Raw genomic sequence first — 14,283 nt, forward strand, 5'->3', positions numbered from 1 at the left:
CACGCGCCATCACCTTATTTTCCATGATACTAATGATAGTATCACTTTGGCAAATTCTTCTTTTGTATCACGCATATCATATCGACAGGTAAGCCTCGCTCACCGTCGGGTCGGCCATCAGCTCGGCGGAGGCCCCCGCCCGCGCGACCTTGCCGTTCTCGACGATATAGGCGCGGTGCGAGAGCTCGAACGCCGTCATCACGTCCTGCTCGACCAGCAGGATGGTCTGCCCGGCCTTGTTGAGCTGGGTGAGCGCGCCGCTCAGATGCTCGACCATGCGCGGCGACAGGCCGAGCGACAATTCGTCGATCATAAGCAGCTTCGGCCGCGACATGATCCCGCGCCCCACCGCGCACATCTGCTGCTCGCCGCCCGACAGGGTGGTGGCGTCCTGCCGCTGGCGCTCCGCGAGGATGGGGAAAAGTTCGAACACGTAAGCGAGGTCGCGGGCGATGTCGTCCTTGTCGCTGCGCAGATAGGCGCCGAGCAGCAGATTGTCGCGCACCGTCAATCCGCGGAACAGCCGCCGTCCCTCCGGCACATGGGCGATGCCCGCGGTGAGCACCGCATCCGGCCGGGCGCCGCCAATGTCGCGGCCGGCGAAGCGGATGGTGCCTTCGCGCGGCGCCAGCTGGCCGGAGATGGTGCGCAACAGCGTCGACTTGCCGGCGCCGTTGGAGCCGACCATCGCCACCACCTCGCCCGGATGCACCGCGAGGTCCATGCCCCACAGGACTTGGATCTGGCCGTAGCCGGCGGTGACGCCGGCAAGTTCCAGCAGCGGTTCAGCCATGGTGCAGCTCCTTGAGCTTGGCTGCGTATTTCTGGCCGAGATAGGCCTCGATCACCCGCTCGTCGGCGACGATCTCGCGCGCCGGCCCGTCGGCGATCATCCGGCCGTGGTGCAGCACCAGCAGGCGCTTCGACAGCGACAGCACCACCTTCATCAGGTGCTCGATGATCAGCACGGTGACGCCGCGCTCCGCGATCCTGCGGATCAGCGCCAGCGCGCCGTCGATCTCGGAGGAGTTGAGCCCGGCATTCACCTCGTCGAGCATCAGCACCTTGGGGTTCATCGCCAAACTCTTCGCCAGCTCCAGCCGCTTGCGGGCGGCGAGCGCGAGCTGCGCCGCCGGCCGGTCGGCCAGCGGGGCGAGGCCGACGAAGTCGAGGCTCCTGCGCGCCATGTCGCGGGCGTCGGCGACCGAGGCGGCGCCGCCGCCGAACAGCGCGCCGGCGGTGACGTTCTCGAGCACGGTCATCTGCGGGAAGGGCTGGACGATCTGGAAGGTGCGGGCGAGCCCGCGCCGCGCCGCCTCATGAGGCTTCTGCGCCGCCACGTCCTTGCCCTCGAACAGGATCCTGCCCCAGGAGGGGCGCAGATTGCCGGTGACGACATTGACCAGCGTGGTCTTGCCGGCGCCGTTCGGCCCGATCAGCCCGACCACCTCGCCGGGCTGGAGCGCGAAGGAGACGTCGGTCAGCGCCTTCAGCCCGCCGAAGGTCTTCGACACGCCTTCGAGCCTCAGGATCGGTTCGGTCATGCCGCGCCTCCCGAGCCCGCCTTGGACTTCGCCTTGCGCGCGAGGCTGAGCAGCCCGCCCGGCAGGAAGAACACCAGAAGCACGATGACGACGCCGAGAATGGCGCGGTTCCAGTCGAGGAAGTTGGCCCAGAACAGCTCTTCGAGCAGCACGAAGGCGGCGGCGCCGAGGAAGGGGCCGGCCAGCGTGCCCGCCCCGCCGAGCATCGCCATCACCGGCACCTTCACCGTCATCAGGATCTGGAAGGATTCGGTCGGGTCGATATAGCCGGTCCACGAGGCATAGGCCGCCCCGGCGGCGGCGCAGAACACCGCCGACAGCGTATAGGCGGCGACCTTGTAGCGGGTGGTGTCGATGCCGACCATGGCGGCGGCGTCCTCGTTCTGGTGGATGCAGCGCAGGCCGAAGCCGAGCCGGGCGCGATCCACCAAGAAAGTGGCGATCAGGCTCAGCATGAGGATGCCGAGCATGACGAACAGGAAGAAGCGCATCAGCTCCTCCGGCGCCCAGTGCAGCAGCGGCAGGTTCAGCCCGTCGCCGCCGCCGGTGAGGCTCGACCAGGAGGAGACCACCAGCCGGCACACCTCGACCACCGCGATGGAGCCGATGGCGAAATAGTGCCCCCTCAGCCGCAGGATGATCGCGCCCAGCAGCGCCGCGAAGGCGCCCACCATCAGCGTGGCGATCAGCCAGGCCAGCATCATCGGCACGCCGGCGCGCTGGCAGATGGCGCCGACATAGCAGCCGAGCCCGAAGAAGGCGGCGGTGGAGAAGGAGGGGTAGCCGGTGAAGCCGCCGATGAAGTTCCACGAGGTGGCGAGCGCGCCATACATGGCGACTATGGCGGCGGTGCGCACCACGTAATTGTCGGCATAGAGCGGCGTGGTCGCCAGCACAAGGATGCCGGCGGCGAGGAGCGCATAGGCGAGGGGGCCGGATTTCATTCATACCCCCTGACGCCGACGAGGCCGGTGGGACGGGTGAGCAGGATGACCAGCATCAGCACGAAGCCGGCGGTGATCGCCTGCTGCGGGCCGAACCAGTGGCCGGCGAGACTCTCGACGAGGCCGAGCACCAGCCCGCCGACCAGCGCGCCGGGCACCGAGCCGAGCCCGCCGACCACGCAGACCACGAAGGCCTTGCCGAGATAGGTGCCGGTGACGTTGGTGGTGATCGGGAAGATCGAGGCGAACACCACCCCCGCCACCCCGGCCATCAGCGCGCCGATGCCGAAGGTGATGGCGTAGATGCGCTCGGTGCGGATGCCCATCAGTTCGGCGGCCGAGCGATCCATGCGCACGGCGACGATGGCGCGGCCGATATTGGAGCCGCGCATCACCGCGTAGAGCAGCAGGGTCAGCGCCAGCGCGAGGGCGGTGCCGAACAGCCGGTCCACCGGCAGCGTCACCGGGCCGAGGCTGACGGCGCCGAGATCGAGCTGCACCCGGCGCGGCGTTGCCGTGAACCAGTAGGTCATGACGTTGTAGAGGATCATGTCGAGGCCGAAGGTCAGCGTCAGCGTGGTGAGCACGGGGGCGCTGACCACCCGGTTGATCACCAGCTTCTGCAGCGCGAAGCCCAGCGCGAACAGCAGGGCGCCGACCACCGGCAGCATGACGATCGGGTGGATGCCGAAGGCGTGCCAGGCGAAATAGGTGAGGTAGCCGCCGAGGATGATGAAGGAGCCGTGGAGCATGTTGATCACGTTCAACACGCCCCACACCAGCGAGAAGCCGACGGCAAGGCAGGCATAGAGCGCGCCCAGCATCAGCCCGTTGGCGAGGATCTGCGAATAGATGGCCATGGATCAGGTGATCCGTTGGAGCTTGGCGGCGGCGTCTTTCAATTGATCGCCTCGACGTAGGGCGTCCGGTCGGACACGTTGCATGGCGTTCTCCTCGGTATCCGGTTCTTGCTTTCCTCTCCCCGCCCGAACTCGGCTGTTGCCGGGTTCGGCTCTGCAGGGCCTCGTCCGGAAGCATCCGGCTCAGGCGGAGAATTGGCCCGCCAAGCGGGTCGGTGACAGGGAACGCCGCTGCGAGTCTTGGAGCGTTGCTCCCCCTCACCCCCACCCCTCTCCCCGCCGGGGAGAGGGAGAAGACGAGCCATGTCGCCGGCCGTGCTGTCGCCGGCGATTCCGGCGAGGCAAGGCGAAGTTGGCCGGCGGACCAGAGGGGGGTCTGTCAGCGTCCGCCGGCCTTTTCACGCGGCGGGGCGGTGCCCGTGCCGCGTGCAAGCCATCCCCGCCGCGATCCTCACTTCGGCATGGCGACCAGATCGGCGTTCTTGATATCGGCGGGGGCGAGCACCTTGATGGTTTCGTCCTGCACCTGGATAATCGGCAGTTCGCGCGGCAGGTTCATGCCGGTGGGGCCGAACTTAATCGGGCCGTAGAAGGTCTGGATGTCGGTCGCCGCGATGGCGTCGCGCAGCTTGGCCTTGTCGAGCGAGCCGGTGCGCGCGAGCGCATCGGCGACCACCTCGCCGGCGGCGGCGCAGGAGCCGTGGACATAGTCCGGATCGGCGCCGTTGGCCTTGGCCTGGAAGTCCTTGTAGAAATCTGCCGTGGTCGGCCACACGCCCTGGCCGGAATAGTTGGTGGCGTGGTGCCACCAGCTCGACGAGGTGATGCCGTTGGCGAGCTTGCCCAGCCCCTCGGTATATTCCTTGTAGGACGGGCCGGTGACCATGGTGACGATCGGCGCGGTGACGCCGAGGTCCTGCATCTGCTTGCGGGCGAGGATCAGGTCCTGGGTGTAGCCGGTGACGTAGATCCAGTCCGGCTTGGCCGCCTTGATCGAGGACAGCGCGGCGGCGTGGTCCATGGTGCCGACCGGGTACAGCTCCTTATAGGCCACCGTCAGGCCCTGCGCCTCGGCCGCCTTGGCGATGCCTTCGGCCATCGATTTGGGGAACACGTCGTCGCGGCCGAGCACGGCGATGGTCTTGGTCTCCGGGAACTTCTCCTTGAACATCTTCACCATGGCGGTGGTCATGCCCCCATTGGGGGAGAGGGTGCCGAACAGATGCTTCAGGCTCTGGTCGAACACGCTTTCGGAGGAGGCGACGCAGGCGATGGTCGGCACCTGGTAGCGCTCGCCCACCCCGCCGACGATCTTGGTGTGGCCCGAGCCGAACGGCGCGAACAGGAACTGCACCTTGTCGTCGTTGATCAGCTTCTCGGCGAGCTGCGAGGCGCGCTGGCCTTCCGACTGGTAGTCGTACTCGATCAGCTCCACCTTCATCGTCTTGTCGCCGACCTTCAGCCCGCCGGCGGCGTTCACCTTCTCAACCCACATCTTCCAGACGAGATCCTGCTTGTGGCCCTCGTCGGCGAGGCCACCCGTGAGCGCCAGCGGTGCGCCGATCTTGATCACCTCCTGCGCGAAGGCCGGAGCCGCCGCGGTGCCGGCAAGCGCGGCGATCAGCGCCGCCGCCAGCAGGCTGGTGCGGCGCGAGGGGGAGAGGGCGCGGCGGCGAGGATCTCGTTCGAACATGTGCCTGTTCCTGTGCTCTGGGCCGTGGGTGCTGTGGGGCGGCGACGATCGCGCCCTGCTCGGAGGCCTTACATGCGCGGTGCCATCGGAGGAGGTCGCTTCCGCCGTGATGGTATGGTGTGCTATGTGACCATACCAATATGGGTGAATTCCTCAATGCGTCAGGTAACTTAAGGGTGCGCGAATTTTATGCGGCGCCTGCCTCTCCTGGCGGCATTCCCATGCCGGGGGCGACCGGCGGGCGGCCATGGACGGCGCCGTTGCAGGCGTGGCATGGTCGTTGCTGTCCGGGGCTGTCGTCCTGGTCGCGGCACGCCGGCCGCGCCGTCGCCGGTCCACTCGTTGCCGGTCCACACGTCGCCACCCGCGGTCCGGCGGGCGGCGGCCTCGCCTTTCCTCCGGCCGATGGCCGGCGTCCTCGCTTCAGGTGACTACATGGAATTTTCCGGCTCGCACCGCATCGCCGCCCCCCGCGCCGCCGTCTGGGCGGCGCTCAACGATCCCGAGGTGCTGCGCCAGTGCACGCCGGGCTGCCAGGAGGTGGTGCAGGTCTCGCCGACCGAGTTCACCGCGAAGATGGTGCTGAAGATCGGGCCGATGAAGGTCGCCTTTGCCGGCAACGTCACGCTGACCGAGCTCGATCCGCCGGCCTCCTGCCGCATCGTCGGGGAGGGGCAGGGCGGTGTGGCCGGCTTCGCCAAGGGTTCCTCGCTGGTGCGGCTGGACGAGGAGGGGGAAGAGACGGTGCTCACCTATCGGACCGAGGCCAAGGTGGGCGGCAAGATCGCCCAGCTCGGCGCCCGGCTGATTGACGGCACGGTGAAGAAGCTGACCGGCGAGTTCTTCGCCGCCTTCGCGGCGGTGGTGGTGCCGGTGCCCCAGCCCGCCGAGGGAGCGGCGGGCGAGGCCTGATCCATCGTCGACTTGCCGACCAGCGTTGCCTTGCCGACAAGCGTTGCCTTGCCGACCAGCGTTGCCTTGTGACGCGTCCCCTGAATCCGGGAGAGGTTCGATGCGAGACGTGACTTTGACCATCAACGGCGCGCCGGTGCGCGTCGCCGTCGACGAGCGCACCTTGCTCGTCCAGCTCATCCGCGACGATCTGCGGCTCACCGGCACGCATGTCGGCTGCGACACCAGCCAGTGCGGCGCCTGCAACGTGCTGGTCGACGGCGAGGCGGTGAAGGCCTGCGCGGTGCTGGCGGTGCAGGCGGAGGGCGCCGAGATCGTCACCGTCGAGGGGCTGGCGGCGGGCGAGACGCTGCACCCGATGCAGGCCGCGTTCCGCGAGCATCACGGCCTGCAATGCGGCTTCTGCACCCCGGGCATGATCGTCGCCGGCATCGACATGGTGCGCCGCCTCGGCCCGGAACTCGACGCGGCGACGGTGCGCGCGGAGCTGGAAGGCAATCTGTGCCGCTGCACCGGCTACCACAACATCGTCAAGGCCATCCAGGCCGGCGCGCTGGCCATGGCGGGAGCGGTGCCCGGCTCCGGCGCCGTGCCGGTCGCGGCCGAGTGAGAGGAGCGGGAGATGTTCGCCTTCGCCTATCACCGTCCGTCCGAGCTGGCCGATGCGCTGGCGGCGCTGGCCGCTTCCGAGGAAGCCAAGCCGCTCGCCGGCGGCCAGACGCTGATCCCGACGCTGAAGCAGCGTCTCGCCAGCCCGTCCAACCTCGTCGATCTGTCGGGCGTGGCGGCGCTGAAGGGCATCGCGCTCCACGGCGACGTCCTCGTCATCGGCGCGATGGCGCGCCATGTCGAGGTGGCGACCTCGCCGGTCGCCATCGCCCGCCTGCCGGCGCTGGCGGCGCTGGCCGGGCTGATCGGCGATCCGGCGGTGCGCAACCGCGGCACGCTCGGCGGCTCGATCGCGAATAACGATCCTTCCGCCGATTATCCCGCCGCCTGCCTCGCGCTCAAAGCCACCATCGTCACCGACCGGCGCGAGCTGTCGGCCGGCGACTTCTTCACCGGCCTGTTCGAGACGGCGTTGCAGCCGGGCGAGATCGTCACCGCCGTGCGCTTCCCGCTCGGCGGCGAAGGAACGTATGAGAAATATCCCAACCCCGCCTCGCGCTATGCCATGGCCGGGGTGTTCGTCTGGCGCCGCGGCGACGAGATTCGCGTCGCCGTCACCGGCGCCAGCCAGCAGGGCGTGTTCCGCTGGGCCGAGGCCGAGGCGGCGCTGGCGGCGGAGTTCGGCCCCGCCGCGCTGGACGGCCTCAAGCCGGATGCCGACGACATGATCGCCGACATCCATGGTTCCGGGGCCTATCGAGCCCAGCTCGTCGCGGTGATGGCCAGGCGGGCGGTGGCGAGGCTGGCCGTGGCAGGCTAGAGCGTTTCCGGTGAAATCCGGTTCACCGGAAACGCTCTAGCTCTTTATTTCTACGCAATTCTTTTTGCAAAACCGCTGCGCACTTTTGCGGAAATTGCTCTAGACCAGCCGCAGCACATCAGCGGAGGCGCGCCATGGCTGCGACGATCTACGGCATCAAGAACTGCGATACCATGAAGAAGGCGCGCGCCTGGCTCGACCAGCACGGCGTCGCCTATGAATTCCACGACTACAAGGCGGCCGGCATCGACCGCGAGCGGCTCGGCGGCTGGATCAAGCAGCTCGGATGGGAGGTGCTGCTCAACCGCGCCGGCACCACCTTCCGCGCATTGCCCGACGCCGAGAAGCAGGACCTCGATGGCCCCAAGGCGTTGGCGCTGATGCTGGCGCAGCCCTCGATGATCAAGCGCCCGGTGCTGGAGGACGGCGACAGGCTGATCGTCGGCTTCAAGCCGGAGATCTACGCGGCGGAGTTTTCCAAGTAGCGGGCGCTGCCCCCTCTCCCCGTCGGGGAAAGGGGTCTTCTTGGCTTCCCAATGTGGTCTCCCCTCACCGACCCGCTGCGCGGGCCACCTCTCCCCAGCGGGGAGAGGGACGGAAGATGAGGCGCTTCAAGTCTCCGGGCGCCGGAGCCGTCCATCTTGCCCTGACCCGCCAAGCGCGATGGTCACCTCTCCCTGCCGGGGAGAGGGATGAGATGTGAGGCCTTCAGCGCCTCCCGATGTCGTCTCCCTCACCCACCCGCTATGCGGCCACCTATACCCAATGGGGAGAGGGAGGGAAGATGAGGCGCTCCACCGTATAAGGTCGGATCTGCCCATTCCGCCCGACATTGCGAGATTCCGTGGCTCCCTCTCCCCGCCGGGGAGAGGGGCGGGTGAGGGGTCTTCGACCCTCTCCAATTGCGTATCGCGCCGATCCGCGGCCCCCGGCAAAGAGCGGCATGCCGGCCCGGACGCTCGGCATGAGAGCGTTTGCATCGGCCGTTCCCACCGTCCGCCTCTTGATAAGCCGCGCCATCCCTGCCACATCCGCGCGCATGAACGCTCCGTCCAACGCTCTCTCGAATTCCGCCGCCTCGCCGATCGCGCTCGAAGTCGCGCGCCGGCGCACCTTCGCGATCATCTCGCATCCGGACGCCGGCAAGACCACGCTCACCGAAAAGCTGCTGCTGTTCGGCGGCGCGATCCAGCTCGCCGGCCAGGTGCGCGCCAAGAAGGACCGGCGCTCCACCCGCTCGGACTGGATGGCGATCGAGCGCGAGCGTGGCATCTCCGTCGCCACTTCGGTGATGACCTTCGAGTTCGACGGCCACGTGTTCAACCTCTTGGACACGCCGGGCCATGAGGACTTCTCGGAAGACACCTACCGCACGCTGACCGCCGTCGACGCGGCGGTGATGGTGATCGACGCCGCCAAGGGCATCGAGGCGCGCACCCGCAAGCTGCTGGAAGTGTGCCGGCTGCGCGACATCCCGATCATCACCTTCATCAACAAGATGGACCGCGAGAGCCGCGACCCCTTCGAGATCCTCGACGAGATCGAGAAGACGCTGGCGCTCGACACCACGCCGATGACCTGGCCGGTCGGGCGCGGGCGCGATTTCGTCGGCACCATGGACATCGCCACCGGCGGCATGCGCCTGCTGGACGGGGACGAGGGAAAGACCGGCCCCTTGCGCGAGATGAGCATGGCGGCGATCGCCGGGCTCAACAAGTCGCTCGACGAGGCCACGCTGACCGAGGAACTCGGCCTGGTGCGCGAGGGCTGCAACCCGTTCGAGCTCGACAGCTTCCTCGAAGGCCATCTGACGCCGGTCTATTTCGGTTCGGCGCTGCGCAATTTCGGCGTCGGCGACCTCTTGGAGGGCCTCGGCCGCTATGCCCCGCCGCCGCGGGCGCAGGAGGCCGACAAGCGCCGGGTCGAGGCGGAGGAGCCGCGCATGTCGGCCTTCGTGTTCAAGATCCAGGCGAACATGGACCCCAACCATCGCGACCGCATCGCCTTCGCCCGGCTGTGCTCGGGCAAGCTGACGCGCGGCATGAAGGCGAAGCTGGTGCGCACCGGCAAGCCGATGGGCCTGTCGACACCGCAATTCTTCTTCGCGCAGGACCGCCAGCTGGCCGAGGAGGCCTATGCCGGCGACGTGGTCGGCATTCCCAACCACGGCAATCTGCGCATCGGCGACACGCTGACCGAGGGCGAGGAGATCAACTTCGTCGGGGTGCCGAGCTTCGCGCCGGAAATCCTGCGACGGGTGAAGCTCGCCGACGCCATGAAGGCCAAGAAGCTGAAGCAGGCGCTGCAGGAAATGGCGGAAGAGGGCGTGGTGCAGGTGTTCCGCCCCAATGACGGCTCGCCGGCACTGGTCGGCGTGGTCGGCCCGCTGCAGCTCGACGTGCTGAAGAACCGGCTCGATGCCGAATACAGCCTCGACGTCGGCTTCGACATGAGCGAGTTCCAGCTGGCACGCTGGGTCGCCAGTGCCGACGCCAAGAAGCTCGACGACTTCATCGCCGGCAACCGCTCTTCCATGGCGGAGGACCTCGACGGCGACCCGGTGTTCCTCGCCTCTTCGGCGTTCATGATCGGCTACACCGGCGAGCGCTGGCCGGGCATCGTCTTCACCGACATCAAGGACGTGAAGAAGAAGGCCGCGTGATCATCCCCGCCTCGTCGGCGTCTTGCCCGGCGAGTGCGGTGCGGTTGCGTCCGCTCCTTTTGGCCTTGTAGAGCATCTGGTCGGCGGCGTTCAGGGTGGCTTCGAAGTCGCGCCCGGTCGCCCGCCCATGCGCGACGCCGGCGCTCGCCGTGCAGGCCATGCCCAGTTCGGCCATCGCCAGCTGGGCGAAGCTCGTGCGCACCGCCTCGGCATGGGCGAGGGCGGTCTGCGGCCCGGTGTCGCCGAGCACCAGGGCGAATTCCTCGCCGCCGAGCCGCGCCGCGAGCTGGCCCTTGCCGAGATGCTGGCGCAGCGCGCGGGCGAACAGCGCGATCACCCGGTCGCCGGTGGCATGGCCGCGGGCATCGTTGATCGCCTTGAAGCGGTCGATGTCGAACAGGATGACGGCGATCTCCCGCCCCATCGCCATGGCGCCGACCAGATCGAACAGCGCCCGGCGGTTGAACAGACCGGTGAGCGGATCGGTCATGGCGTCGCGCTTGTGCAACTGGGTGATGCGGCTCTGGTTGAGGATCATCGTCATCGCCCCGACGCCGGGAATGCCGATGACGGCGGAGATGACATTCAGGTGCTCCGCCCAGTTGGAGGGCGCGCCGTCCAGCACCAGCCGGCCCTCGAGCACCAGCACCGCCCCGCACAGCACGAAGGTGGAGGCGATCAGCAGGTAGAAGCCGCACAGGCCGGCGATGGCGGCCGGCGCCTCCTGCCGGGCGCGCCAGTATTCGCGGGCGGTCAGCACGATGATGGTGGCAGCCGCTGCATTGAAGAGAATGGCGCTGATCCCGTCATAGCCGCCGCTGATCGGCGGCAGCACGATGGCGAGGCTGACCGCCGCGACGCTCACCGCATGCGGCCAGGGGGACCGGCCGGTGCGGAACTGCCGGGCCGCGCCGTAGAGCACGCCGAGCGCCACCAGGAGGAAGCCGAAGCCGAGGCACAGCAGCGCCGGCTGCGGGTGGCTGGCAAAGGCGGCATAGGTGAAGGCGTGGCAGACGACGAGCAGGGCGCCGATCGAGCAGGTCAAGAGATACCGGTCGGCTCGCGCCGTCATCCATGCGGTGAACAGCAGAGCCGACAGGCAGACGGCGGAAAAGCCGATGGCGACGAGCAAGGACGGGTAGTCGAGCAGCATGATGGATCCGCGGTCGGGCCTCCGGTCGATCGTCGCGCCGACGAGCAGCCGCGAGCATAGCACTGTCGCCACGGTTGTGGAGCGCGGCGCTCAGCGGGTGATGACGATGCGGGTATCGGCACGGCCATATTGGCGGATCAGCCGGTAGAACGTCCCGGCATGGGCGGGGGCGAGGCGAATGCAGCCATGCGAGGCCGGGCGGCCGAGCCGGCGCAGGTCGTTGGTGCCGTGGATCGCCCAGCCGCGATGGAAGAACACCGCATAGGGCATCGGCGCATTGTCGTATTTCCGCGAGAAATAGCTGCGATGCAGCCGCTGCGGCCGGAAGCTGCCGGTGGGGGTGAGATAGCCCGTGCGGGCGGTGGAGACCGGCCAGCTGAATTGCCGGGCGCCGTCCACCCAGACATTCATGCGCTGGCTGCGGATGTCGACATAGGCGACGACGCCGTTGGCCCGCGCGGGGCTCGCCATGAACAGCAGCGCCCCGAACAGCGCGGCGAGCACCGGTTTCATCTGCCTCGCGTCCCCCGGAGCGGTCGACCGAGGCTACTCTGCCACGGCCCCGCATGGCGCGGCAGTGTGGTTGCTACGCATGGCCGGCAATGGCGGCGCGGCTCAGGGCAGCGCCCTCGGTGCCGGCGCCGGCGGTGCCGCGCTCGCCGGCGGGGATGGGACCGGCCGCGCGGCCGCCGGCTCCGGAGCGGCGGCGCTGTGCACGATGTGCGGCGGAGTGCGGAATTCGCGGCTCTGCCAGTTGCGGGCGGTGTGCTTGTAGGAGACCCGGCAGCCCGACACGCAGAAGCGGGTGATCTCGGGCTGGTCGAGCACCAGCAGGTCGCGACCCAGCGCCTCCACCCGGCGCGGATCGTCAACGAGATGCGTTGCCACCGTCCGGGTCATCAGGCCGGGGCCGGTGGATAGCCAGATGGATTCGCGGTCGCCGCGCAGCACCGCCGACACCGCGTCTTCCAGCGCCTGCCCGATGATCGGGTGGTGCGGGCGCACGGCGATGAAATTGTTGCCGATGGACCCATAATGCTCCTGCCGCAGCACCAGGCCGCGCCCGGCGATGACGGAATCGAGCGGGGCCAGGCAGCGGTCGTCGGCGTCGGCATAGACGCCGCCCTCGGCGAACAGCACCGCCAGCCGCAGCAGGTCGACCTTGCCGGCGATGGTCGGCATCTGCCGGAAGGCGCGCAGCAGCTGGCTGTCGGAGATCTGCCGGAGCCATTCCCTCGCCGAATCGAGCGAGTGCAGCGTGTAGCTCCAGCCGGGATTGCGCGCCCGCCAGCTGCCCATCAGCGTCATCACGTCGTCCGGAATCTCGGGGGTATCCCAGAACTGGTGGATGTGGCGCGGAATGGCGGCGCGGTCGCCGGGCTCGGCCGGTTTCTCGGCGAAGGCGCCGGCCTGGCGCAGATGGATCATGAAGCCGATGGCGCAGCCGGTATGGTGGCGATGCGCGTCGACCGTGGCGATCCAGTTTTCCAGCTTGTCCTGTTGGCGGGCGGCCTGGCCGGCGGCCAGGGCCTGCGGGTCGGTCCAGAAATCGTTGACGATCTCGCCCGCCAGCCCCTGGGACACGTTCAGCATCCGCCGCTGCGGGGTGCGCCGGTTGGCTTCGCGCAGACACCGGCGGGCTTCGACGACGTCGAGCGCCATCAGGTGGATGTCGGCGAGAAGACGATAGGTCGAGGCGTCCAGCTCCGGCAGGTTCGGGCCCCGGTAGAGGTCGCGGGCCTCCTCGACCCGCCATTGGGCTTTGAGCAGCCCGGCCTTCAGCCGGTTGTGCAGCCAATGGTCCTTGCGGGTCTTCCGGGGCAGGCGCGCCAGATGGGCGAGGGCGGCCTCATAGCGGCCGGTGATGACGTCGAGCCGGAAGCCAAGCCTCTGGAGATCGAGGTCGCCGGGAAACCGGCCGACGGCGGAGGACGCCACCATTTCGGCCTCGGCGAGGCAACCGATCTGCAGCAGATGGTTGGCCAGCGCGAAATGCACGTCCGGGTCGTCGTGCTTGGCCGCCAGCGCCTCGGCCAGCTTCTCCAGGGCCAGCCGGGTGGAGACCAGCCGGCCCGAGGCGCTCGCCAGTCCCAGCCAGGCTTCGGTCGGCGATTCCGGGGTTTCGATGGCGCGTTCGAAGGTCTTGATCGCCTCGGCGTCCCGATGGGCAGCCGCTTGCTGCTTGCCCAGGGCGACCAGCAATTCGGGGTGGGCGGGGGCCGCTTCCAGGGCCTGCACCAGCACGGTCTCGGCTTCCTCGGCTCGGCCGGCGCGCGCCAGCAGCTTGCTCAGTTCGAGCACAGGGGTAATGGCGGAGGGGTGGCGCGAGCATGCTTGCCGCAGCAGCGCTTCCGCCTCCGCGGCGTCGCCCTGGCGGCGCCGGAGCTCGGCAAGCTGGAGCTGCAATTCGAGCGTGTCGGGGTCGGCTTCCAGCAGCCGACGCAGCACCGCTTCCGCTTCCGGCAATGCCTTGCGCGCCATCAGCATCTCGATGAGGGGCAGGCCGATCCGCGGCTCGCCGGGGGCGAGCGACCAGCCCTGCTGCAGCAGCGCCTCCGCCTCCTGCAGGTCACGCTGCTTGCGCCGCAGATCGACGAACAGCAGGCGCGCCTCGGTCTGGTCGGGCACCCGGTCGAGCACCTGCCGCAGCACCGTTTCGGCCTCGTCCAGCTGTTTGGCGGCGACCAGCAGTCTCGCGAGGCTGAGGCCGGCTTTGGAAGGGCCGGTGCCGGCCGACCACAGCCGGGCGAACAGCTCCATGGCTTCGGTGCTGTCGCCGGCCTTGCGCCGCAGTTCGGCCAGCATCTGCAGCGGGAGCGGTTTGCCGGGAGCGGATTTCAGTATCTGCCGCAGCAGCGCTTCGGCCTTGCCGCGTTGGCCGGCGGCGATCAGCGCCTTGGCCTGGCCCAGGCGGTCGGTGGGCTGCGAACTCATGGCGCCACCCACGGCGTCACCCGCGGAATCGCCAGCGCCTGCCGAGCGTCGGTGGTGGCGCACGGAATCCAGATTTCCCGCGAGGCGCAGGGCCGGCGATGCGGGCGGGGAAATGGTCGGCGGCCTGCGCAGGCGTCCGGCGAAAGATCAGA

13 protein-coding genes are annotated in these 14,283 nt (G+C 68.7%); 5 read left to right on the forward strand and 8 right to left on the reverse strand.

The genetic code is table 11. The features are described 5' to 3' along the window. Window positions 1–76: 76 nt before the first annotated feature. From J2X65_RS05955 to J2X65_RS05975, 5 genes are all read right to left on the reverse strand, one after another. On the reverse strand, window positions 77–793 hold the full coding sequence (locus J2X65_RS05955; RefSeq protein WP_310199248.1) for an ABC transporter ATP-binding protein: 717 nt from the start codon (window positions 791–793) through the stop codon (window positions 77–79). After that, complete coding sequence (locus J2X65_RS05960) at window positions 786–1,544, reverse strand: ABC transporter ATP-binding protein (RefSeq protein ID WP_310199250.1); 759 nt, start codon at window positions 1,542–1,544, stop codon at window positions 786–788. Before J2X65_RS05960 ends, J2X65_RS05955 begins: the two co-directional genes overlap by 8 nt. After that, window positions 1,541–2,488: a branched-chain amino acid ABC transporter permease gene (locus tag J2X65_RS05965; protein ID WP_310199252.1), complete on the reverse strand. Its 948-nt coding sequence runs from the start codon at window positions 2,486–2,488 to the stop codon at window positions 1,541–1,543. The genes J2X65_RS05960 and J2X65_RS05965 overlap by 4 nt, the downstream gene beginning before the upstream one ends. Continuing rightward, entirely contained in the window at window positions 2,485–3,348 is an 864-nt protein-coding gene (locus tag J2X65_RS05970) for a branched-chain amino acid ABC transporter permease (RefSeq protein ID WP_310199255.1), read from the reverse strand. The genes J2X65_RS05965 and J2X65_RS05970 overlap by 4 nt, the downstream gene beginning before the upstream one ends. Before the next feature lie 451 nt (window positions 3,349–3,799). Beyond that, entirely contained in the window at window positions 3,800–5,041 is a 1,242-nt protein-coding gene (locus J2X65_RS05975) for an amino acid ABC transporter substrate-binding protein (RefSeq protein WP_310199257.1), read from the reverse strand. 435 nt (window positions 5,042–5,476) lie between these two features. On the opposite strand from J2X65_RS05975, the gene J2X65_RS05980 reads away from it, so the two are divergent. The 5 genes from J2X65_RS05980 to J2X65_RS06000 all read left to right on the forward strand — a co-directional run bounded on the left by J2X65_RS05980 (window position 5,477) and on the right by J2X65_RS06000 (window position 10,044). After that, window positions 5,477–5,953, forward strand: coding sequence for a carbon monoxide dehydrogenase subunit G (locus J2X65_RS05980; RefSeq protein WP_310199259.1), 477 nt, complete (start codon window positions 5,477–5,479; stop codon window positions 5,951–5,953). Window positions 5,954–6,053: 100 nt separating this feature from the next. Further along, a complete protein-coding gene (locus J2X65_RS05985) occupies window positions 6,054–6,563 on the forward strand; it encodes a 2Fe-2S iron-sulfur cluster-binding protein (protein WP_310199261.1) in 510 nt (169 codons plus the stop codon). Window positions 6,564–6,575: 12 nt separating this feature from the next. Beyond that, window positions 6,576–7,382, forward strand: a complete 807-nt coding sequence (locus J2X65_RS05990; RefSeq protein WP_310199262.1) for an FAD binding domain-containing protein — start codon at window positions 6,576–6,578, stop codon at window positions 7,380–7,382. 134 nt (window positions 7,383–7,516) lie between these two features. Next, complete coding sequence (locus J2X65_RS05995; protein ID WP_310199264.1) at window positions 7,517–7,867, forward strand: ArsC family reductase; 351 nt, start codon at window positions 7,517–7,519, stop codon at window positions 7,865–7,867. A 554-nt stretch (window positions 7,868–8,421) separates the two neighbouring features. Continuing rightward, on the forward strand, window positions 8,422–10,044 hold the full coding sequence (locus J2X65_RS06000) for a peptide chain release factor 3 (protein WP_310199266.1): 1,623 nt from the start codon (window positions 8,422–8,424) through the stop codon (window positions 10,042–10,044). Here the strand turns inward: J2X65_RS06000 and J2X65_RS06005 are convergent. The 3 genes from J2X65_RS06005 to J2X65_RS06015 form a co-directional block, all read right to left on the reverse strand. After that, a complete protein-coding gene (locus J2X65_RS06005) occupies window positions 10,016–11,197 on the reverse strand; it encodes a GGDEF domain-containing protein (RefSeq protein WP_310199268.1) in 1,182 nt (393 codons plus the stop codon). The genes J2X65_RS06000 and J2X65_RS06005 overlap by 29 nt on opposite strands. A 90-nt stretch (window positions 11,198–11,287) precedes the next feature. Next, entirely contained in the window at window positions 11,288–11,710 is a 423-nt protein-coding gene (locus J2X65_RS06010; RefSeq protein WP_310199270.1) for a L,D-transpeptidase, read from the reverse strand. Between the two features lie 102 nt (window positions 11,711–11,812). Next, window positions 11,813–14,131, reverse strand: coding sequence for a tetratricopeptide repeat protein (locus J2X65_RS06015; RefSeq protein WP_310199272.1), 2,319 nt, complete (start codon window positions 14,129–14,131; stop codon window positions 11,813–11,815). Window positions 14,132–14,283 lie beyond the last annotated feature (152 nt).

The sequence above is a fragment of the Ancylobacter sp. 3268 genome (assembly GCF_031456575.1).
In the GTDB taxonomy this organism is placed as follows: Bacteria; Pseudomonadota; Alphaproteobacteria; order Rhizobiales; family Xanthobacteraceae; genus Ancylobacter.